Source organism: Streptomyces sp. NBC_01622 (assembly GCF_045209635.1).
Classification (GTDB): domain Bacteria; phylum Actinomycetota; class Actinomycetes; order Streptomycetales; family Streptomycetaceae; genus Streptomyces.
In genome coordinates this window covers 7,733,720-7,754,892 of sequence record NZ_CP109293.1, presented here as the reverse complement: position 1 = coordinate 7,754,892, position 21,173 = coordinate 7,733,720, and the positions used below count along the sequence as shown (strand labels likewise).

Below are 21,173 nucleotides of genomic sequence, written 5' to 3'. Positions count from 1 at the left end.
CGCCCCGACGGCGTCCTGCGGTCGATGGTGTCGTCGCGGGGCGCGGCGGGCCGGCGAATCACGCGAACACGGATCTGTCGGTTCATGGCGCCCTCCCGAGGCTCATATCTCCTATGCCCCTCTCCTATGCCCCACACTCTTCCTCGCGACGCCCAAGAACATCGCCCTTGCGGAGGCACTTGATCTGCCTCCCTGGAAGGAGTGGCGAGGGGCCGGCTACTCCCGAGGGAGGAGACCGGCCCCTGAGTCGGGCGAGGGTTCAGCTCAGGCCGAGGTCGGACAGTGCGGTCGTCCAGTCCGTGAGGATCGCGTCCTGGGCGTCGGAGAGCGTGACGGTGCCCGCGCAGACGGCCTTCTTCAGCTTGTTCTCGACGGTGTCCTTGTTGGCGGCGGTCTTGGTGCCGTACTCCGGCTCCGGCCAGAGGTTGAGCTCGCTCTTGGGGGAGCCGCCGAGTTCGAGCGGGAGGAAATGGTCCTCCTCATAGTCCGAGGTGCTGGTGTCCGTGTAGCCGTACTCGACGATCTGCTTCTTCTTCAGCGCGGTGGTGTAGGAGCTGGAGGGCCGGACGGTCGCGGTCCACCCGGAGACGCAGATGGTGGTGTCGATGGTGGACTGGGTGACGTCCGGGTTGAAGTCGCCGGGCTGGCAACTGGGGTCGGGGAGCGGGAGGTAGCCCTGGCTGCAGCTCTGCGCGTGCGCGGTGCCCGCCGCGACCGTGAGGCCGGCGGCGGCGAGGGCGAGGGAGGAGAGGGCGGTGACCAGGGAGCGGGATATTCGGGGCATGGGGGATCTCCCGGAGCGGTGCCCGGCAGGGATTCCGGGCAGTCGTGAGCATGACAGCACCGGGATCATCTATGCGGGTAGAGCCCTTTACCGGTCCCGAAGATCCATTTGTTGAATGTTTCAGTGAGCAGGGGCCGACGGAGGGCAAGTCATGGCCCGCGCTTGGTTGTCGGCACCGCGCGCCGACCCGGTCGCGGGCCCCGCCTAACGTGGGGCCCATGACCACGTTGACGCTTCTGCATCCCGGCGCCATGGGCGCGAGAGTCGGCGGCCAGGCGGCCCTTGCGGGTGCCCGGGTCCTGTACGTCCCGACCGGCCGCGGCGCCGCCAGCCTCCAACGGGCCCGGGACGCGGGCCTGGAGGCGGCCGGGTCCCTCCAATCCGCCCTGGCGGCAAGCGACTTCGTGCTGTCGGTGTGCCCGCCGCACGCGGCGGAGGACGTGGCGCACGAGGTCCTCGCACACCCCTTCCGGGGCGTGTACGTCGAGGCCAACGCGATCAGCCCGGACCGCACACGGCGTATCGCGGCGGCGTGCGCGGAGCGCGACGTGCCGATGCTCGACGGTTCGATCGTCGGCGGCCCGCCGGGACCGGGCAGCGCCCCGCGCCTCTATCTGAGCGGCGACGGGAAGGAAGTGGCCAGGGTGGCGGCGGTGTTCGAGGGCACCCAGGTACTGGCCCGTCCCCTCGACGCCGGGATCGGCGCGGCGTCGGCGCTGAAGATGTCGTACGCCTCGTACCAGAAGTCGGCCCGGGTGCTGGCCGCCGTCTCACACGCGCTCGCCGCGAGCCACGGCGTGGCGGCCGAACTGGCGCTGGAGGCAGGCTCGTTGACGTCCAACATCCTCGCCGAGACCGATCAGCTGCCGAGCGTCGCCGCCCGGGCCTGGCGCTGGGCACCGGAGTTGGAGGAGATCGCGGCGACCCTGCGCACGGCGGAACTGCCGCCGGAGTTGGCGGAGGGCGCGGCGAGCGTGCTGCGCCGGTGGGCCGGCGACAAGGACCGGTTCGACCTGCCGCTGGCGGAGGTGTTGGGGCACCTCCGCACGGAGGGGTGACTCAGGAGGCCGACGCCTTGGGCCCGTAGGAGGGCGACGCCGCGGGCCCGACACCGCGCAACTCCTGTACGGTTCCGCCGAGTCGGGCCCGGAACCCCTCCAGCAGCTCGGGCCGCGCACTGACGACCCAGCGGGTGCCGACGAGGTACTTGCCGCCGTAGACGGCCGCGGTGTCGAGCCAGGTCACCTTGAACCGCTCCTCGGGGAACGTGGTGATCCGGTACTCGCCCTGCTTCGTACGGCACTGCCCCTCACGGAGTTCCTCCGCCTCGATCCGGATCTCGGCGGTGCATCCGGTCAGTCCGGCGATCACCTCGACCTTCGCGGGCGCGACCACACCGGCTTCGGGGGCGGCGGTCACGGAGGGCGCGGCCGACCTCCGTCTCCCCTCCCCGTCGTCCTCACTCCCACCGCACGCCACGGCGAGCGGAAGCAGCGCCAGCACGGCGCCACGACGGAGACGGAGACCGGCTGTGCGGTGCCGGTCGGGCTGCTGTGTCTGGTGGGTCACGGCAGGGGGTACGGGTGGGGCGCGGCGGGCGTTCACTCGGTCGGGCTTCGACGCCCCACACCCCGGAGCGCACACCGTCCGTGACCCCCTGCGCCCCCTGTGCGCCTTCATCGCCCTGAGTTATGGTATGCGTACTGATGGTGTCGGGAGGGGCGTTCCCATGTCGGCTGAGACCACCCGGACCCTCGACACCGCCGTCCTGAAAACGCGGGTCGCCGCCACCTGTATCGGCATCACTGGACATCGCGTGATCCCGCCGGCCGTACTGCCCTGGGTCCACTCCGCACTGCGGCACAAACTGTCCGGCACCGAGGGCGAGTTGGCGGCCCTCAGCAGCCTCGCGGCGGGAGCCGACCAGATGTTCGCCGACATCGCCCTGGACCACGGGGTGTCCCTGACGGCGGTGATCCCCGGCATGGACTACGAAGCCCACCTGGGCGGCGCCGAGGTCCGCTCCGCGTACCGCAGGATTCTCAGGTCCTGCGCGGCCCGCGTCTACCTGCCCGTCGAACCGACGCACGAGGAAGCGTACTTCGCCGCGGGCCGCTGGATCGTGGACCACTGCGACCTGCTGATCGCCGTCTGGGACGGCCGCCCGGCACGCGGCCCGGGCGGCACCGGCGACGTGGTGGCGTATGCCGAGCGCACGGGGGTGCCGGTCACTGTGGTGTGGCGGCCGGGCGCGCGGCGGGACTGATCCGACCGCCCGGCCGCGGACCAACCCGCCCTTCACAGACGTGAACTGACGCCACATCAGCCGCCGAACCGCACCAGCCACTCCGTGTGCGCCGGTGACATCAGCCGCTCCGCCTGCTCCACCGCCTCCGCCCAGCCGCCCTGGTTCACCGTGGTGGACATGGCGATCCGGGTCGTCTCCAGGTCCTGTTCGATGAGGGAGTGGGCGTAGGTCAGCGGACCGTGCCGGCGCACCTCCTGCCAGGCGACGCCCGCCGCTGCCGCCGCGCTCAGCAGTCCCGCCACGTCCGCGCCGCCGAGTCCGGCGCCCGCGCTCGGCAGCAGGGCCGCCACCAGGGCGAACAGGGTCAGGATCGCGGTGACGGCCGACCAGCGGGCGGCGGAGCGGTACGCCCTCGACGCCTTGTTCCGATACCAGAGCAGCTGTTCGAGAAGCCGGTCGCGCAGATAGAGGTCCCGGCGCGCGGCGTACGGCTTGGCCCGCACCGCCCGCATCCGGGGCGTGATCTGCCCCTTTCCGCGTTCGCCCGAGCCGTCGCGGGAGTCCTCCCAGCCCCATTTGCGCAGCTCGCGCAAACGTTCCTCCAGCCGTTCGGCGAACAGCCCGTCCGGGTCCTGCACCCCGGAGTGGAAGGGGCCGCCGTGCACCATGTACTGCCAGGCCAGCGACTTGAGCAGTTCGGCCGCTGCACGGTGGGTCTGCCAGCGGGCCCGGGCGCGACGACGCGAGGTGCTCAGCCCCAGCAGGATGGTCGCGCCGTACAGCACGCCCGCGCACACCGTCATCGCCCGGCCGGACGCCGCCTGGGTCAGTGCGGCGGCGGCAGTGGCCAGGATCAGGACGGCCAGATGGGTGCGGGTCCCCCGGAAGGCGTCACTCTGATGGTGCAACGCCGCCTCATCACTGAAACGGAACAGCGGCGGCAGGTCCTCGTCGTGCAATACGGTGCTCGGCACAGGTGTGGCAGCAGCCCCCATGGCGCCCCCCGATGTCGTTGCGCGCCCCGAATTGTTTTGCGCGCCCCGGCACCCAGACTAAGAAGTCCGTGAGTACGGGAACCAGCCTGATGTGGGACACCTCTTGGCGCGATCCTCCGGTATGGTCCGCATCATCGGGAACACGAGTCGACCGGCTAGCTGGACTCCCCCGTAATCTCCATCCGATCCAGTCGAACCGGAGCGACCAACCGACATGACCGCCGTCATCAATGACATGAGGTCTTCCTCCAGCCCTGCCGGGCGGACCCCCCGGCGCACCACCCCGCTGAAGGACATCGACCCGTACACCGCCGCCACCGTGCACAACGCGGGCCGCGTCACCGATCGCCCGGACCACGGGACGCGCCGTCCGATCACCTTCAACTCGGCGACCTGATCCGGGCCGCCGTCCGCGAAACTTCACACTGACGTGGGTGCGCCCGGCGGACGCGTCCACCACCCGTACCCACGTCAGTGAGCCGTCAGGACGTCAATGCTTCGACAGGGTTGTGCCATTCGCACTTCCCTCTGCTCCGAATCTGCGATAGTGCTGCCGGTGACGAGTCAGGATCCCGGCAACCCACCTCTGAGACAGTTGGTCCTCAAGATCCACAGTAGGTGTGATCTGCTCTGCGACCACTGTTACGTGTACCAGCACGCCGACCAGAGCTGGCGCTCCCGCCCTACCTTCATCCGTCCCGACACCGTGCGGACCGTCGCCCGCCGACTCGCGGACCACGCCACCGCACAGGGCCTCGACTCCGTCTCCGTCATCATGCACGGGGGAGAACCGCTTCTCGTGGGCCCGAGGAGATTACGGGACATCTGTGCGGAACTCACCCGCACCCTCGCCCCGCACACCGCACTCGACCTGCGTATGCACACCAACGCGGTCACCCTCAACCGCCGTCACCTGGATGTCTGCAAGGAGTTCGGGGTCCACGTCAGCGTGTCGCTCGACGGGGGCCGTGCGGCGAACGACAGACACCGGGTGGATCGTCAGGGACGCAGCAGCTACGACCGTGTGCTGCGCGGCATCCGGCTGCTCCAGGAGCCCGAGTACCGGCACCTGTTCAGCGGACTGCTCTGCACGGTGGACGTGACCAACGACCCGGTCGCCGTCCAGGACGCCCTCAGCGAACTCGGCCCGCCCCGCATCGACTACCTCCTCCCCCACTCCACCTGGGACCGGCCGCCGCCCAACCCGTCCGGCGCCGAGACCCCGTACGCGGACTGGCTGCTCAAGGTCTTCGACCGCTGGGATCAGCAGGGCCGCCCGATGCCGGTGCGGACCTTCGAATCCGTGCTCAGCACCCTGCGCGGGGGGCCCAGTCTGACCGAGGCGATGGGACTCGCGCCGAGCGATCTGGCCGTGATCGAGACGGACGGCACCTTCGAGCAGGCCGACTGGCTGAAGACCGCCTATGCGGGCGCTCCCGAGACCGGCTACGACGTGTTCCAGCACGGTTTCGCCGAGTTCGCCTCCCACGAGGGCGTGCAGGCACGGCAGTTGGGGATCGACGGAATCAGCGACACCTGCCGCCGCTGTCCCGTGGTGAGTTCGTGCGGCGGCGGGCTGTACGGGCACCGGTACAGCTCCGGGCAACAGCCGGGCATCGAACCGGGATTCGGGAACCCCAGCGTCTTCTGCGGCGATCTGCGCTCGCTGGTGGAAGGTATCGCCGACCGGGTGACCGACCGCTCCTTCGCCCCGGCGGTGCTGGGCGCCGAGCAGTTGCAATGGGCCCAACTCGACCTGGACCGGGTGCTGTTGCGCCGGGCGCGGGAGCAACTGGCGGGCGGTCCGGACGAGTTGGAGGCCTGGCGGTTTCTGCTGGCCGTGGACGGGGACCGGGACACCTCCCCGCTCCTGGACGAGATCCTCGCCCATCCCTACGTCCGCACCGGCCTCCAGCGGTCCCTCAGCGGTCCCCCCGACACGGCCCGGTTCATGGCGCTGTCCGTCGCCGTGGCCCTCTGGACGGGGGTCAGGACCTCCCTCTCCTGGGACCAGCCCGGCACCCGGCTGCATCTGCCCGCCCTCGGCACATACCGGCTGGGCGCCCCGGGCCGCATCGAAGTGACCGTGGGACCGGGCGAGTTCCGGGTGCGCGAGAGCGGTGAGTCCGGCGGGGGCACGGAGGAGACACGGATCGCGCTGGACGAGCCGGCCTCATCCGGGCGCTGGCGCCCGCTCGGCCGGCTGTGGGCGAAGGACGGCCCGCTGATCGACGACGCGGATCCCTACCGCGACTGCTTCCCCGTGCCCGTCGCACCGCCGCTGGAGTGCGGAGCGTTCGCGGAACGGGTGATCCGTGGCTACGAACTGCTGGAGAAGGACACCTCGGCGCGGCACACCGGCCCCGGCCTGTTCCGCCCCACCGTCCTCACCCCGCTCGTCCGCGGCAGCGGTCTGCGGCTCGGGGCCCACGGGCTGGGCGCGCTGGGCGTGGCGGTGGACGTGCGGCCCGAGGAGTTCGCCCGGGAACTCCCCCGCATCGGCCGCCGGGCCCGGCTGACCGCTCTGCGCGAGACGGCGGACCTGCATGTGCTGGGCAGCCCGGCCGGCGCCCTGCTGGACCAGGCGGACGAGGCGCTGGGCGCGGCGGCGGACGACCACCGGACCGCCCGCGCACTGACCGCGCTCACCCTGCTGCCCGAGGGCGAACTGACCGTCACCGGCGCCGTGCTGGTGGCCCGGATGTGGTCCCAGTGGGCGGACGCCCGTGGCTGAGCAGTCGTATGCCTCCGTGACCGAACGCGGGTTGCGGACCGGTGAACTCCCGTCCCTGCTGGGGTCGTTGGGCATCCGCCGGGGTGGTGTGCTGATGGTGCACGCGGCGCTGAACGGCACCGGGACCGCTCCCGGGCCGGTCCGGGACGCGTTGCTGGACGCGCTCGGCCCCGACGGCACCTTGATCGTGCCCGCGTTCACTCCCGAGAACTCCGACACCTCACGGGCGTACCGGACGGCCGTCGCGGGGCTGAGCGAGGAGGAGGCGGAGCGGTACCGCGCGACGATGCCGCCCTTCGACCCCGGCTCCACCGGGTGCCCCACGATGGGGGCGCTCGCCGAGTGCGTGCGCTCCACGCCCGGCGCCGTGCGCAGCGCGCATCCGCAGACCTCGTTCGCCGGACTCGGGCCGCGGGCAGGGGAGTTGCTGAGCCGGCATCCCCTGCGCAGCCATCTCGGCAGGCTCTCGCCGATGCGGCGGCTGTACGCCGCCGACGCCCAGATCCTGCTGCTGCGGGTGGGGTTCGAGGTGTGCAGCGCCTTCCACTACGCCGAGTATCTGGCGCGCCCGCGCACCGACTGCTTCCTGCGTCGCCGGGCCGCCCGGCGGACGTACCGGTGCGTGATGGGGCAGGAGGGGAACTGGGTCGAGTACCGCGATCTCGTCCTGGACGACAGCGACTTCGGCGCGATCGGCTCCCGGCTGCCGGGAGAACTGCTGCGCGAAGCCGCGTGGGCATCAAAAACGGTCACCTTGTGTGGGATAAGGGACGTGGTCGGTCACGCCCAAGCCCAGATGTCCAGATATCGCCAGCCTTTGGCCTGAAAATAACGAACCGTAGGGGCGCCCAGTCCGGCACATTGTTGGTTCCGGCCGGAGGGGCGCCGTCGGCGGGGCGGACCGGCGGCTTGTCGGCAGGCAGGGGGACTGGTGGACAGAGCTGAACGCGCACAGGGCCGCGTTCCGGACCATCGGCCCTACTTCTTCCTGTCCTACGCCCACACACCGCCATGGGGTCCGGACAGCGGGGACCCCGATCACTGGGTGCGTGTCCTGTTCAAGGATCTGTGCAGCCACATCATGGCCCTCACCGCCCTGCCCGCCGGTTCCAACGCCGGTTTCATGGACCGGGAGATGCGCTCCGGGGAGGGCTGGCCCGAGAAGCTGAGCCAGAACCTCGCCTCGTGCCGGGTGTTCGTACCGCTCTTCTCGCCCCGCTACTTCTCCAGCGAGATGTGCGGCCGGGAGTGGTTCGCGTTCACCGAGCGGATGCTGCACGCCAGGACTACCGGGGAGAGCGATGTGCCCGCGATCGTGCCCGCGCTGTGGACCCGCGTCGAGTTCAACGAACTGCCCGACTCCGTACGCCACATCCACCTGGACGACTCGGGTCTCGGCAGCGGATACGCGACCCGGGGGATCTACGGACTGATCAAGCTCAAGCGCCTGCGCGAGGAGTACGAGGAGACCGTGCTCGGTCTCGCCGAGCGCATCGTCCGCGTCGCCCACGAGTCGGCGCTCCCGCCCAGCCGGCCCCGCGACTACGAGGCCACCCCCAGCGCCTTCAAACCGCCCGGCACCGGCCCCCGCCACATCCGCCTGACCGTGGCCGCGCCCACCCGCGACACCGTCCCCCAGCACCGCGACCGGCAGCCGTACGGCGACGACGCGCTGGGCTGGAACCCGTACCACTCGGAGTCGACCCGGCCGCTGCCCGCGGTCGCCGAGGATCTGATCCGCACCCTGGACTACCGGGTGACCGTCGCCTCCTTCGACGACGAGGACACCAGCGAGCACGTGTTCACCCCCGGCGCGCACGAACCCCCGGTCCAGGGCCCCGGCATCCTGCTGGTCGACCAGTGGGCGCTGAGCGACGAGGAACGCCGGCGCCGGCTCAAGACGTTCGACGCGGCGGCCCGTCCCTGGCTGAGCGCGATCATCCCCCGCAACCGGGCCGACCTCCAGTGCCGCGGGCCCGAAGGACAGCGCCTGGCCGAGGAGTTGGAGCGGGCGATGCCCACCATCCTGGACCGGGCCCGGCGCAGCGACCACCGCATCGCCGTCAACGGCGTCCCCACCCTGACGGCCTTCACCAATGTGCTGCCCGCCGTGGTGGCACACACCACCCGGCAGTTCCTCAAGCACGCCGAGGCCCGGCCGCCAGAGGTCCCGCATGTTCCGCGACCTCGGCTGCGGGACCTCTCCGCACCGCCCGGACCGGGTCCGGAGAACCCGGAAGACGACGACAAAGGAGAGGCATGACGGCCGCACGAGACGGACGCATCATCACCTTCTACTCGTACAAGGGCGGCACCGGACGGACGATGGCGCTGGCCAACACGGCGTGGATTCTGGCCGCCAACGGAAAGCGCGTGCTCGCCGTCGACTGGGACCTGGAGGCACCGGGCCTGCACCGGTTCTTCCATCCCTTCCTGGACCCCAACGTGATCACGGCCACCACGGGTGTCCTCAACATCCTCCAGGACTACGCCTGGGCGGCGACGGACGGCACGCATCGCACCGGCGCCTGGCACCGGGAGTTCGCGGACGTCGAACAGCACGCCGCCTCCCTGTCCCCCGAACCGCTGGGGCTCAGCTTCCCGGACGGCGGCTCGCTCGACTTCCTCTCCGCGGGCCGCCAGTTCCGCGCCTACTCGGCGACCGCCTCCTCCCTGGAGTGGGACAACTTCTACGACCGGCTCGGCGGCGGCGCCTTCCTGGACGAACTGCGCGACAGCATGAAGCGTTCCTACGACTACGTCCTGATCGACTCCCGCACCGGCCTCTCGGACACCGCGGACATCTGCACCCTGCAGATGCCCGACGTCCTGGTCGACTGCTTCACCCTGAGCGACCAGTCCCTCAACGGCGCCGCCGACGTCGCGCACAGCGTCGGGGACGAGCACCGCAAACGGCGCATACGCGTGCTCCCGGTGCCGATGCGCATCGACGAGGGCGAGAAGGACAAGGTCGACGCGGGCCGCGCGCTGGCCCGGCTGAAGTTCGCCGGACTGCCGAAGGGGCGGCAGGGCGAGCAGCTGGGCGCCGACGAGATCACCGACTACTGGGGCCATGTCGAGATCCCCTACCGCCCCTACTACGCCTACGAAGAAACGCTCGCCACCTTCGGCGACGAGAAGGGCGATCCCAAGTCCCTGCTGTCCGCCTTCGAGCGGCTCACCTCGGTCCTCACCGACGGCGCGATCACCAGTCTGCCGACCATCCCGGAACCGGTACGGCAGCGCTGCCGCGACGCCTTCATCCGGCGCCGGCCGTCGGCCACCACGGCCGAGATGATCATCGTGTACGCGGCGGAGAACCGGATGTGGGCCGACTGGGTGGAGTCGTTACTCAAGCGGGCCGGCTGCAACGTCACGCTGCACGAGCTGTCCGGCGGTCCCGTCGACCGCACCGGGCCCGCCACCCGCACCCTGGTCCTGCTGTCCAGCGCCCTCCAGCACTCACGGTATGCCGAGGGCGTCCTGAGCGCCCTGGTGAGCTCCACCCCGGCACCGGGCACGCTGGTGCCGGTGCGGATCGACGAGGCCCGGCCGCAGGAGTCGTATCTGGACCAGGACCTGATGATCGACCTCCAGGGGTCCGACGAGTCGCAGTGCGCCGCCGCCCTGCTGAGCGCGCTGGAGCTGCCCGTGCAGCTGCCGGACGCCGGGCCCGCGGCGCCCCGGTTCCCCGCGCACGAGCCCCGGTTCGTGAACGTGCCGCAGCGCAACACCACCTTCACCGGGCGCGGCCCGATCCTCGACCAGGTGCGCGAACAGCTGCGCGGCGGAATGTCGGTCGTCCTGCCGCAGCCCCAGGCCCTCTTCGGCCTGGGCGGGGTCGGGAAAACCCAGATCGCACTGGAGTACGTGCACCGCTTCATGGCCGACTACGACCTGGTCTGGTGGGTCTCTGCGGAGCACGTCGACGACGTCGTCGCCTCGCTCGCCGAACTCGGTGCCCTCATCGGGGCGCCCGGCGGCGACGACATGGCGCTGGCCAGCCAGGAAGCCGTGCACATGCTCTCCGAGGGGAACCCCACCCGGCGGTGGATACTCGTCTTCGACAACGCCGACGCCCCCGAGGACCTCGTCGGCTACTTCCCGGCCGGCAGCGGCGGCCACATCCTCGTCACCTCCCGCAACCAGTCGTGGTCCCAGCGGGGAGCCACCCTCGGCGTCGACGTCTTCCTGCGCCGCGAGAGCACCGAGCACCTCTCCCGCCGCGCCCCGGGGCTCACCCTGCAGGAGGCCGACGAGGTGGCCACCGCCGTCGGCGACCTCCCGCTCGCCGTGGAACAGGCCGCGGCCTGGCTGGCCGAGACCGCCACCCCGACCGCCGAGTACCTGCGCAGGCTCACCGAACAGGCGGCCGCGGTCCTCGCCCTCAACCAGGCCGCCGACTACCCCGAGACAGTGGCCGCGACCTGGAACATCTCCATCGAGCGCCTGAAGGAACGTTCACCCGCCTCGGTACGACTGCTCCAGCTCTGCGCCTTCCTCGCCCCCGAGCCGATCTCCTCCCATCTGCTCTACGGCAAGGAGATGCTCGACGCACTCAAGCCCTACGACCCCGCGCTCCAGGAAGGTCTGCTCCTCGGCCGGGTGATCCGGGAGATCGGCAGGCTCGCGCTCGCCAAGGTCGACCAGGTGTCCAGCTCCATCCAGATCCACCGGCTGGTCCAGGCCGTGATCCGCTCGCAGATGACGGAGGACGAGCGGCGCACGGCACGGCACATGGTGCACACCGTGCTCGCGGGCGCCCGGCCCGACGGCGACGAGCCCACCGACGACCGCGAGTCCTGGCCCCGCTTCGACGCCATCTGGCCGCACCTGTCGGCCTCGGACATCCGCAACTGCACGGAGTCCGACCCCCGCCGACTGCTCATCGACCGCGTCCGCTACCTGTGGAAGCGCGGGGACTTCCCCCGCGCCCAGCAACTCGCCGAGACCCTCCTCGCGCACTGGAAGCCGATACTCGGCGAGGACGACGTGCAGTACCTCTACCTCCAGGGCCAGCTCGCCAACGTCCTGCGCTCGCAGGGACGTTACGTCGAGGCGCAGGACATCAACGAAGCCCTGCGCGAGCGACAGCGACGGGTCCTGGGCAGCACCCACCCGCACACGTACGTCACCACCTCCAGCCTCGCCACCGACCTCGCCGCCCTCGGCCAGTACACGCGGGGCGTGGAACTGGCCCGGGAGGCGCACAGCGGGTTCAGCGAGATCTTCCACGAGTCGCATCCGCGCACCCTGAACGCGGCCAACAACCTGGCGCTGGCGCTGCGCATGGTCGGCAGGTACAGCGACGCGCGCCAGATCGACAAGGACACCTTCGACCGGCGCACCCGGGTCCACGGCCCCGATCACATCTACACGCTGTCGTCCGGGGAGAACCTCGGCCGGGACCTGCGCGAGGTCGGCCGCTACACCGAGTCCGTGACCGTGCTGGAGGACGCGTACGCCAAGCACGAACGCACACTGGGCCCGGAGTTCCCCGGCACCCTGCGGTGCGCGAAGTCGCTCGCCGTGTCGCTGCGCAGGGCGGGCCGGTTCGACGAGGGCCAGCGGCTCACGTCGGCCACGCTGGAGCAGTACCGCAAGCAGAACGCGGCGAGCACACCGGACGCGCTGGCCTGTGAACTGAACCTCGCCGCCGACCTGTTCGCGGCCGGCGACCGCCAGGACGCGCGCAGGACCGCCCAGCGGGTGCTCGCCGAGTACGTGAAGGTGCCGGGCGAGGCCCACCCGTACACCCAGACCGCCATGAACAACCTCGGCATCTTCCACTGGGGCTGCGGCGACCTCGAAGAGGCCGAGTCGGTGTTCCGCAAGGCGCTGGACCGGATGAACGCGGTGCTGGGCGACCACCACCCGCACACCCTGTTCTGCTCCGCCAACTACGCGATCGTGCTGGCCGAGACCGACCGGCTGGAGGAGGCCTGGAAACTGGAACAGCGCGCCATCGACTCGCTGCGCGAGATCCTCGGCCGGCAGCACCCCGAGACCCTGGCCGTCGTCAGCAACGGCGCGCTCACCCTCGACGCGCTCGGCCGCACCGACGAGGCCCACGTGCTGCGTCAGGAGGCGGTGACCGAACTGCGCAGGCAGGCACGGCAGCTCGGCGAGAACAACGGCATCACCCACCTGGCGACGCACGAGCGGCGCGTGTACCGGGACCTGGAACCGCTCGCGGTGTGACCGTCAGCCCCGGGGCGTGCCCGACAGCAGCCAGTCCAGTACGTCGGGCAGCGCGCGCAGCGCCGAGAAATGGGCCGCCTTGGGCTCCAGGACGCCCTTGACCCGCGGAATGCGCGCGGCCAGCCAGGAGAAGTGGGCGGCGGGCGAGAAGACGTCCTTCGCGCCGTGCCACAGCAGCACCGGCACCCCGATGTGCGCCGGGTCGAAGCCCCAGGGGCGGGTCAGGGCGATGGCGTCGTCGATCCAGCCGTACGGCGAGGTCCGCAGCGCCTCGTGGTAGTTGCGCAGCAGCATGGAGCGGATGCTGTTGTCCGAGACGATCAGCCGGTCCTCGTCGGTCAGCTCCGAGCGCAGCTCCTCCAGCAGGCGGGCCGGGTGGCTGCGGATGGCCGCCGACCGCGGGATGATCCGGGCCGCGTACCGCTCCGGGTCGGTGAACGCCGTATGGAACTCCAGGACGTTCGAGGGCGCCATCCCGGCGAACCAGTCGAGCCCCTTCGCGTCCCGCGGCGCGAGTGCCACCAGGGCCGCCGCGCGGGTCACCCGGCCGGGCAGCAGCGCGGCGCAGGCCAGGGCGTGCGGTCCGCCGCCGGACCGGCCGACGACCGCGAAACGGCCGAGCCCGAGGGCGTCGGCCACGGCTGTCACGTCCTCGACGACGTCCACGACGCGCCGGCCGGGCCTGCGGTCCGAACCGCCGTATCCGGGGCGGTCGAAGCTGATGAGCCGCGCGCCGTGTTGATAGAGGAACATCGACCGGGGCCGCGGCCCGACGCGGCTGCCGGGCATGCCGTGGAGGAGGAACACGGGACGGCCCCGCGGGTCCCCCGAGACCTCCACCTGCAGCCGCCGCCCGCTCTTCGTCTCCACCAGATCAGGCACCGCCGAGTCCCCCTCCCGTGCCCGTGGTCTGCCCGTACGGCCGCGAGGCGAAACGACGCGGAAGCCCAACCGCCCGGTCACACCTGGGCGTTCACCCCAAGGGCAGACGCGGCCGGCACGAACGGCACGACCACGGTAAGACGTTACGCCGACACACCCTTGCGTCCCGAAGGAAGTCACGGAGCCGGCCTCCACGGGGGCGTACTCATGTGCAGCCGCTTCGCTTCGCGAGCTCTACGGCGAAATCGCTTTCCTCTGGCTGTCGGACGCGCAGGACGCGCCCGCCCACTGAGCGGCGTTCCCGCACTTCGACCACAGCCGAAAAGCTTCGGGGCGGATTGGGGGTGCATGTTAGGGTTCAATGAGATTTTTCGAAGGTCGACTCGCGGGGGAATTACGGTGACGGAAATTCCTGGTGGAGAGCAGGCACCCCGTCTGGCGCTGCATCTCATGGCCGCCATCCAATGCAGCGTGGCATTTATGATCGCTCTCAACTTTCTGGCATCACATCCACGACCCTGGCAAATCGTCGGTTTCCTGATCACTCTGCCGCTGGTCGGCGCCGTACAGGCCATACATTGCGCACCCGCTGCACTATGGTTACGTGAGCGCTACGGAAAGTTGACCCTGATATTACAGACCCTGTTGACCTTTATACCACCGATGCTTTTCGGCCTTAATTGGGTGGGGCTCGCGGGCCTGTTGGCCGGTTCGATCCTGCTGGTCCTCGACCCGCCTCTGTCCGTAGGGCTATTCGCTGGGGTGTGTATCGCCGCCAGTGGCATCGCGTTCCTCTTCGGGAGCCGAATATTCGGCGCGTCCTGGCTGGTTGTTTCGATATTGATGATCGGCACGATGATCTACGGTCTCGGCCGTATCGCCGAACTCGTGGCCGAATTGCATCGGGCCCGAGGCGCGGCGACCCGGCTGGCCACCGAACAGGAACGGCTGCGGATGGCCCGGGACCTGCACGACCTGCTCGGCTACAGCCTGTCCGTCATCACTCTCAAGAGCGAGCTGACCGTCCGGCTGGTGGGATCGAGCGACGACCGGGCCCGGACGGAACTCCTGGACATCCTGCAGACCTCGCGCCAGGCGCTTTCCGATGTGCGTTCGATGTCCCGCGGTTACCGGAACATGCGGATCGCCGACGAGACCGCTTCGGTGCGAGGCGTCCTGCTCGCGGCGGGCATCGAGGTGTCCATGGACATGTCCGTGCACGGTCTCCCCGTCGACAAGGAGACGGTTTTGGCCACGGTTCTGCGCGAGGGTGTGACCAACCTGCTGAGGCACAGCCGGGCGAAACGTTGCCGCATCGTCCTGCGCGAGGTGGACGGCGGCGTACGCCTCACCCTCTCGAACGACGGGGTCGTCCCGGGCTCCGAGAACACGAACCGGCTGGGCGGCGGGCTGGACAACCTCACCGAACGGCTGACGCGAGTGGGCGGCCGGCTGCGCGCGACCGCGGATCCGGACGGCTGGTTCTACCTGGTCGCCGAATGCCCGACCGGTCCCCGGCACGGCACGGGTTCAGGCGATCCAGCCGGCGTCACGGGCGATCCGTACCGCGTCCAGACGATTGCGGGCACCCAGCTTGGTCACCACAGAACTCAGGTAGTTCCGGACGGTACCGACGGCGAGGTGAAGCTGAGCCGCGATCTCCGGGACCTCAGCACCTTCCGACGCCAGTGACAGGACGTCGGACTCCCGCTGGGTCAGCGGATGGTCGTCGCACTGCCAGAAGGTGAAGGCGAGCCGGGTGTCGATCACCCGCTGACCGTCCGCCACCTTGCGTATCGCCGCGGCCAGTTCCGACGGCGGGGCGTCCTTGAGCAGATAGCCGAAGACCTTCGCCTCCATCGCCCGACGCACGGTGCCGGGCTGGTCCGTGCCGGTCAGCATCAGGGTCCGGCACTCCGGCAGATTTTCGTGCAACTGGGTCGCGGCCGCGATGCCGTCCACTCCGGGAAGGCCCACGTCGATCACGGCGACGTCGGGGCGGTGCGCCAGACCGGCGGAGAGGACCTCACGGCCGTCGGCCACCTGCGCCACGACGCTGAGGTCCTGCTCCATCTCCATCAGCGCCACCAGCGCCCCTCGCACCATCCCCATGTCCTCGGCGAGCAAGACGCGAATCACTCAAGCCTCCCCGTTTCCCGCAGCCCTGATGCTCCCGTTGTCACTCAGTGTCCGTGGCATGTCCCGAACGGCACAATAGGGCCCGGTGCCGTGCAGGTGCGCAACGCTCCGCCGGGCCGCGCGCCGGACTCCCGGCACCGGGTGCCGGGGACACGGCCCGGGCGTTCAGGGTTCGAGTCGTACTCGACCCGCTGCGGCAAGGGTCGTACCGCAACCGGACCCCGCGACGACCGCGGCAGCCCTCGGGAGGCCCATGTGATGACACCGCGTGCGACATCCGACGAACAGCACGGCCGCGCGGCCCCGGACGACGCGTGGCTGGAGGAGGTGACGGACGGCGTCTTCGCCTACGTCCAGCCGGACGGCGGCTGGTGCCTGAACAACGCGGGCCTCGTCGTCCACGACGGCAGGGCGGCACTCGTCGACACCGCCGCGACCGAAACCCGGGCCCGCCGCCTGCGGGAGGCCGTGCGCGGCGTGACGGCGGCACCTCCCGGCATCCTGGTCAACACCCACTTCCACGGCGACCACACCTTCGGCAACTTCGTCTTCCCCGAAGCGCTGGTCGTCGGCCACGAACGGACCCGCAGCGAGGCGATGGCGGCCGGGCTGCACCTCACCGGCCTGTGGCCCGAGGTGCACTGGGGCGCGCTCGAACTCGCGCCCCCGGCCCTCACCTACCGCGACGGCGTGACCCTGCACGTGGGCCAGGTGCGCGTCGAGGTGCTGCACCCGGGCCCGGCGCACACGACCGACGACTCCGTCGTCTGGCTTCCCGACCAGAAGGTGTTGTTCACCGGAGACATCGTCATGTCGGGTGTCACGCCGTTCTGCGCGATGGGATCGGTCAGCGGATCGCTCGCCGTCCTCGACCGGCTGCGGTCGCTGGGCGCCCGCACCGTGGTGCCCGGCCACGGCCCGGTCGCGGGCCCCGAGGTGTTCGACGTCACCGAGAGCTACCTGCGGTGGGTCCAGGCGACGGCACGGCAGGGCATGGCCGCGGGACTGAGCCCCCTGGAGGCCGCCCGCGCCTGCGACCTGGGCGACTTCGCCGGGCTCCGCGACTCCGAGCGGCTACTGCCGAACCTGCGCCGTGCCTACGCGGAGGCGCAGGGTGCGGTTCCGGGAGCGCCGCTGGACATCGGGGCCCTGTTCGCCGAGATGGTCGAGTTTCACGGCCGGCTGCCGACCTGCCGGGCCTGAGGGTTCCACACCTCGAACTCCCCCCGGTGGTAGAGCACGGGTGACCGCGGCAGCACCTCGGCCCCCTCCACCCGGCCGATGAGGATCCAGTGGTCGCCCGCCTCCACCGTCTGTACGACGACGCACTCGGCGTACGCCAGCACGGCGTCGACGAGGACGGGGGCGCCGCCCGCGACGGCCGACGGCATCCACCGCAGCCCGGCGAACTTCCGCTCGGAGCGGCCCGCGCAGACCCGGGCCGCCTGCTGCCCGCCGTCAGCCAGCACGTTCACGACGAACGCCCCCGACGTCAGCAGGGCGTCCAGGGTGTGCGACTGCTTGTCCACGCAGACCAGCAGCAGGGGCGGCCGGGCCGACACGGCCGACACCGCGTTGCAGGTCAGTCCGCGGGGTCTGCCGTCCGCGTCCACCGCCGTGACGATCGAGACCATCGTCGGAAACGAGCCGAACAGTTCTTGAAAGCGCGTCACATCCACGGCCATGCCGTCTCACCTCACGTCGGTGGGTCCGGAACGTTGACGACCCTTTCGGCCGCTGCTGGAACCCCGCTGGACCGCCCCTGGAGGACGGCTGCGGTCCACCCGCCTTCGACCCAGCGTCTAGGCGGTCGCCGGAGAGTCGGTACCTGGACGGACACACCGTCCGGGCGCCGACCAGGAGGCATCCGATGACGACCGCTCAAGAAAGGCCGCCGGCCATCTCGCCCCAGCGGCGACTCGTGACGGAACTGGGCACCATCCGCAGTCAGGCCCGGCAGGGCCCGAGCGAGAAGGCGACCGAGGCGCAGCACGCCAAGGGCAAGCTGACCGCGCGGGAGCGCATCGACGTGCTGCTGGACGAGGGATCGTTCACGGAGCTGGAGCAGTTGCGGCGGCACCGCGCGGTGGGCTTCGGCATGGAGACCAAGAGGCCTCACACGGACGGCGTGGTGACGGGCTGGGGGACGGTGCACGGCCGGCCGGTGTTCGTGTACGCGCACGACTTCCGCATGTTCGGCGGCGCTCTCGGTGAGGCGCACGCCGCCAAGATCCACAAGGTCATGGACATGGCCATCGCGGCCGGGGCCCCACTGGTCTCCCTGAACGACGGTGCGGGTGCCCGTATCCAGGAAGGCGTGGTGGCGCTCGCCGGCTACGGCGGCATCTTCCGGCGCAACACCAGGGCCTCCGGCGTCATTCCGCAGATCAGCGTCATGCTGGGCCCCTGCGCGGGCGGAGCCGCGTACTCTCCGGCTCTGACGGACTTCGTCTTCATGGTCCGCGACACCGCGCAGATGTTCATCACCGGCCCGGACGTCATCCAGGCGGTGACAGGGGAGAAGGTCGGCCAGAACGCCCTCGGCGGCGCGGACGTGCACGCCGGTACCTCCGGCGTCTGCCACTTCGCGTACGACGACGAGGAGACCTGCCTCGAAGAGGTCCGCCACCTGCTGTCCCTGCTGCCGCAGAACAACCGCGAGCACCCGCCGGCGGCCCAACCGGCCGACCCCGCCGACCGGCGGTGCGAGGCGCTGCTGGACCTGGTGCCGGCGGACGGAAACCGGCCGTACGACATGACCCGGGTGATCGAGGAGATCGTCGACGACGGCGAGTACCTGGAGGTCCACGAGCTCTGGGCCCGCAACATCGTTTGCGCACTGGCCCGGCTGGACGGGCGGGTCGTCGGCATCGTCGCCAACCAGCCGCAGGTGCTGGCGGGAGTGCTCGACATCGAGGCGTCCGAGAAGGCGGCGCGGTTCGTGCAGATGTGCGACGCGTTCAATATCCCGCTGGTCACCCTGCTGGACGTGCCCGGGTTCCTGCCGGGCGTGGGTCAGGAGCACGACGGGATCATCCGGCACGGCGCGAAGCTGTTGTACGCGTACTGCAACGCCACCGTGCCGCGGATCTCCCTGGTGCTGCGCAAAGCCTACGGAGGTGCCTACATCGTGATGGACAGTCAGTCCACCGGGGCGGACCTGACCTACGCCTGGCCGACGAACGAGATCGCGGTGATGGGCGCCGAGGGCGCGGCCAACGTCATCTTCCGCCGCGAGATCGCCGCGGCCGGTGATCCGGACGCCGTACGTGCCCGGCTGGTCAAGGAGTACAAGGCCGAGCTGATGCATCCCTACTACGCCGCCGAGCGGGGCCTGGTCGACGACGTCATCGACCCGGCCGACACCCGCGAGGTGCTCACCCGGTCCCTGGCGATGCTGCACACCAAGCACGCCGACCTGCCCGTCCGCAAGCATGGCAACCCGCCCGTCTGAGCCTGACGTGACGTCAGAAAGCCGTGGTGAGCGGCAGTTTGTGAGGAACTCACGTGCCGGGTGAGGTGTTCACGGCGGAGTCGTGACGTGTGCACTGGGCCCCGTGAGGCACTGAGTGACAAGCTCGGCTACGACCGAACACGACATGAGAACCTGACGCGAATGGGGGCACTCTCGGTGAACATCGAGGTGTTGGGACAGTTCTCGGTCCGCGAACGCGGCCTGTCGATCGTGCCGAGCGCCGGCAAGCCCCGGCAGATTCTGTCCCTGCTGACGCTGCGTGCCGGGCACTTCGTCCCGGTGCCCACACTGATGGAGGAGGTCTGGGGGAACGACATCCCGCGCAGCGCGCTGACCACCCTGCAGACCTACATCCTCCAGCTTCGCCGCAAGATCACGCGGACGCTGCCGCCCGGCTCGGACCTGTCCGCCAAGGACGTACTGGTCACGTCGCTCGGCGGATACAAACTGGCCGCGCCCCTCGAGACCTTCGACCTGCGGGAGTTCGAGCGACTGGCCGCCCGCGGCGGAGCCGCTCTGGAGGCGGGGGACGCGCGTGCCGCGTCCATCAGCCTGAGCCGGGCACTGGCCTGCTGGAAGGGGCCGGCGCTCGCCGACGTTCCGGTGGGGCGGGTGCTGGAGATGGAGCTCCTCGGCATCGAGGAGAGCCGGACCCAGGTGCTGGAGCGGCGGATCGAGGCCGATCTGCGGCTCGGCCGGCACGCCCCGCTCCTCGGAGAGCTGCGGACCCTGGTGGCCCGCCACCCCATGAACGAGAACCTGTGCGCCCTGCTGATGATCGCGCTGTACCGGTCCGGCAGCGGCTGGCGGGCGCTCTACGCCTTCCGCCGACTGCGCGAGACCCTGACCGAGGAACTCGGCGTGGAACCGTCCTCCCGGCTGCAGCGACTCCACCAGGCCGTACTCAGCGGCGACCCCGCCCTGGAGACCCCTGACTGGGAACGCCCGGGACGACTTGCCGGCTGAACGCCGGGGCCGTCAGGCCGTCGGGCTGCCGGGCCGCCGGGCCGCCGGGCCGCCGGAGCACCGCGCCGTCGGGCTGCCGGGCTGCCGGGCCGTCAGGTTGCTGGGCTGCTGGGTCGCTGGCGCGCCAGGCTGCTGAGGCGCCGGGCCGTCAGGTCGCCGGGCTGTCAGAGCACCGGGTTGCTGGGCTGCTGCGTCGCTGGCGCGCCGGGCTGCTCGCACGCCGGGCTGCTGAGGCACCGGGCCGCCGGGCCGTCGAGCCCTCGGGTCGCCGCGCCGTCAGGCCACCGCGCCGCCGGGCTGTCGGAACACCAGGCCGTCGGCTGCCGGGCCGCCAGGTCGCTGGGCTGCTGCGTCGCTGGCGCGCCGGGCTGCTGAGTGCGTTGTGGCTAACCGGATTTCGTTCGAGGCGTGCGGCGCGGGTGATCATCTGGACGCAGGTTCGGGTGCCGTCGCGGGCATGAAAGAACGGGCCCCTTGGTAGTGACGCGGTTACGACACCAGCACGACCATGGTGGTGGCGTCGCTGTTGGTGGCCGTGCTGGTAGCCGCCGGGGTCGAGCTGCCGGCGACCGAGGTGGCCAGGGCCGTGCCCCCGCCCGCCGCGATGAGGGCGGCGACGGCGGCGATGCCGATGGTGCGCCTGCGCCGGGTGCGGCGCAGGATCTGGGGCGCGTCGAAGTCGGGGGCATCGGCGGAGTTCGCGAATCGGTTCATGGCGTTCGTCTGGGTTGCCAAGGCTCAGGGCGACC

The 21,173-nt window shown here is 70.7% G+C and carries 17 protein-coding genes and 1 pseudogene; 11 read left to right on the top strand and 7 right to left on the bottom strand.

Annotated features, from left to right (window positions below; genetic code table 11):
* Positions 1–259: 259 nt before the first annotated feature.
* On the bottom strand, positions 260–784 hold the full coding sequence (locus OH768_RS35855; protein WP_406460088.1) for a hypothetical protein: 525 nt from the start codon (positions 782–784) through the stop codon (positions 260–262).
* Between the two features lie 218 nt (positions 785–1,002).
* On the opposite strand from OH768_RS35855, the gene OH768_RS35850 reads away from it, so the two are divergent.
* Positions 1,003–1,842 carry a DUF1932 domain-containing protein gene (locus OH768_RS35850; RefSeq protein ID WP_406460087.1) on the top strand — a complete coding sequence of 280 codons (840 nt, stop codon included), beginning with the start codon at positions 1,003–1,005 and terminating at the stop codon, positions 1,840–1,842.
* Position 1,843: 1 nt separating this feature from the next.
* On the opposite strand, the gene OH768_RS35845 is transcribed toward OH768_RS35850, so the two are convergent.
* Positions 1,844–2,353 (bottom strand): hypothetical protein, encoded by a 510-nt coding sequence (locus OH768_RS35845; RefSeq protein WP_406460086.1) that lies wholly within the window; start codon positions 2,351–2,353, stop codon positions 1,844–1,846.
* A 160-nt stretch (positions 2,354–2,513) separates the two neighbouring features.
* On the opposite strand from OH768_RS35845, the gene OH768_RS35840 reads away from it, so the two are divergent.
* Positions 2,514–3,050, top strand: a complete 537-nt coding sequence (locus OH768_RS35840; protein WP_406460085.1) for a hypothetical protein — start codon at positions 2,514–2,516, stop codon at positions 3,048–3,050.
* A gap of 56 nt (positions 3,051–3,106) precedes the next feature.
* On the opposite strand, the gene OH768_RS35835 is transcribed toward OH768_RS35840, so the two are convergent.
* Positions 3,107–4,027, bottom strand: a complete 921-nt coding sequence (locus OH768_RS35835; RefSeq protein WP_406460084.1) for a DUF4231 domain-containing protein — start codon at positions 4,025–4,027, stop codon at positions 3,107–3,109.
* A gap of 235 nt (positions 4,028–4,262) precedes the next feature.
* On the opposite strand from OH768_RS35835, the gene OH768_RS35830 reads away from it, so the two are divergent.
* From OH768_RS35830 to fxsT, 5 genes are all read left to right on the top strand, one after another.
* Positions 4,263–4,424: a hypothetical protein gene (locus tag OH768_RS35830; protein ID WP_406460083.1), complete on the top strand. Its 162-nt coding sequence runs from the start codon at positions 4,263–4,265 to the stop codon at positions 4,422–4,424.
* Between the two features lie 159 nt (positions 4,425–4,583).
* Positions 4,584–6,761, top strand: a complete 2,178-nt coding sequence (fxsBH, locus tag OH768_RS35825) for a radical SAM/SPASM protein FxsBH, inactivated beta-hydroxylase extension form (protein WP_406460082.1) — start codon at positions 4,584–4,586, stop codon at positions 6,759–6,761.
* Positions 6,754–7,587: an AAC(3) family N-acetyltransferase gene (locus OH768_RS35820; protein ID WP_406460081.1), complete on the top strand. Its 834-nt coding sequence runs from the start codon at positions 6,754–6,756 to the stop codon at positions 7,585–7,587. Before fxsBH ends, OH768_RS35820 begins: the two co-directional genes overlap by 8 nt.
* 105 nt (positions 7,588–7,692) lie before the next feature.
* A complete protein-coding gene (locus OH768_RS35815) occupies positions 7,693–9,024 on the top strand; it encodes a TIR-like protein FxsC (RefSeq protein WP_406460080.1) in 1,332 nt (443 codons plus the stop codon).
* Positions 9,021–12,962 (top strand): FxSxx-COOH system tetratricopeptide repeat protein, encoded by a 3,942-nt coding sequence (gene fxsT, locus OH768_RS35810; protein WP_406460079.1) that lies wholly within the window; start codon positions 9,021–9,023, stop codon positions 12,960–12,962. The genes OH768_RS35815 and fxsT overlap by 4 nt, the downstream gene beginning before the upstream one ends.
* Before the next feature lie 3 nt (positions 12,963–12,965).
* Here fxsT and OH768_RS35805 read toward each other — a convergent pair whose 3' ends face one another.
* Complete coding sequence (locus OH768_RS35805; protein WP_406460078.1) at positions 12,966–13,844, bottom strand: alpha/beta fold hydrolase; 879 nt, start codon at positions 13,842–13,844, stop codon at positions 12,966–12,968.
* Between the two features lie 207 nt (positions 13,845–14,051).
* On the opposite strand from OH768_RS35805, the pseudogene OH768_RS35800 reads away from it, so the two are divergent.
* A pseudogene (locus OH768_RS35800) lies at positions 14,052–14,966 on the top strand (sensor histidine kinase); the annotation flags it as partial.
* A gap of 408 nt (positions 14,967–15,374) precedes the next feature.
* Here OH768_RS35800 and OH768_RS35795 read toward each other — a convergent pair.
* Complete coding sequence (locus OH768_RS35795; protein WP_406460077.1) at positions 15,375–15,983, bottom strand: DNA-binding response regulator; 609 nt, start codon at positions 15,981–15,983, stop codon at positions 15,375–15,377.
* A 258-nt stretch (positions 15,984–16,241) separates the two neighbouring features.
* Between OH768_RS35795 and OH768_RS35790 the strand changes: the two genes are divergently transcribed.
* Entirely contained in the window at positions 16,242–17,186 is a 945-nt protein-coding gene (locus OH768_RS35790) for an MBL fold metallo-hydrolase (RefSeq protein WP_406460076.1), read from the top strand.
* Here OH768_RS35790 and OH768_RS35785 read toward each other — a convergent pair.
* Positions 17,156–17,668 (bottom strand): flavin reductase family protein, encoded by a 513-nt coding sequence (locus OH768_RS35785; protein WP_406460075.1) that lies wholly within the window; start codon positions 17,666–17,668, stop codon positions 17,156–17,158. The genes OH768_RS35790 and OH768_RS35785 overlap by 31 nt on opposite strands.
* Before the next feature lie 185 nt (positions 17,669–17,853).
* Here OH768_RS35785 and OH768_RS35780 point away from each other — a divergent pair, with 185 nt between their 5' ends.
* Positions 17,854–19,437, top strand: coding sequence for an acyl-CoA carboxylase subunit beta (locus OH768_RS35780; RefSeq protein ID WP_406460074.1), 1,584 nt, complete (start codon positions 17,854–17,856; stop codon positions 19,435–19,437).
* A gap of 177 nt (positions 19,438–19,614) precedes the next feature.
* Positions 19,615–20,424 (top strand): BTAD domain-containing putative transcriptional regulator, encoded by an 810-nt coding sequence (locus tag OH768_RS35775; RefSeq protein ID WP_406465584.1) that lies wholly within the window; start codon positions 19,615–19,617, stop codon positions 20,422–20,424.
* A gap of 489 nt (positions 20,425–20,913) precedes the next feature.
* Here the strand turns inward: OH768_RS35775 and OH768_RS35770 are convergent, their stop codons facing one another.
* Entirely contained in the window at positions 20,914–21,138 is a 225-nt protein-coding gene (locus tag OH768_RS35770) for a hypothetical protein (RefSeq protein ID WP_406460073.1), read from the bottom strand.
* Positions 21,139–21,173 lie beyond the last annotated feature (35 nt).

Bases quoted from the DNA above. Each gene is read 5' to 3' on its own strand.
- OH768_RS35855 (WP_406460088.1), bottom strand. From the start codon at position 784: ATGCCCCGAATATCCCGCTCCCTGGTCACCGCCCTCTCCTCCCTCGCC.
- OH768_RS35850 (WP_406460087.1), top strand. From the start codon at position 1,003: ATGACCACGTTGACGCTTCTGCATCCCGGCGCCATGGGCGCGAGAGTC.
- OH768_RS35840 (WP_406460085.1), top strand. From the start codon at position 2,514: ATGTCGGCTGAGACCACCCGGACCCTCGACACCGCCGTCCTGAAAACG.
- OH768_RS35835 (WP_406460084.1), bottom strand. From the start codon at position 4,027: ATGGGGGCTGCTGCCACACCTGTGCCGAGCACCGTATTGCACGACGAG.
- OH768_RS35830 (WP_406460083.1), top strand. From the start codon at position 4,263: ATGAGGTCTTCCTCCAGCCCTGCCGGGCGGACCCCCCGGCGCACCACC.
- fxsT (WP_406460079.1), top strand. From the start codon at position 9,021: ATGACGGCCGCACGAGACGGACGCATCATCACCTTCTACTCGTACAAG.
- OH768_RS35790 (WP_406460076.1), top strand. From the start codon at position 16,242: ATGACACCGCGTGCGACATCCGACGAACAGCACGGCCGCGCGGCCCCG.
- OH768_RS35785 (WP_406460075.1), bottom strand. From the start codon at position 17,668: ATGGCCGTGGATGTGACGCGCTTTCAAGAACTGTTCGGCTCGTTTCCG.
- OH768_RS35780 (WP_406460074.1), top strand. From the start codon at position 17,854: ATGACGACCGCTCAAGAAAGGCCGCCGGCCATCTCGCCCCAGCGGCGA.
- OH768_RS35770 (WP_406460073.1), bottom strand. From the start codon at position 21,138: ATGAACCGATTCGCGAACTCCGCCGATGCCCCCGACTTCGACGCGCCC.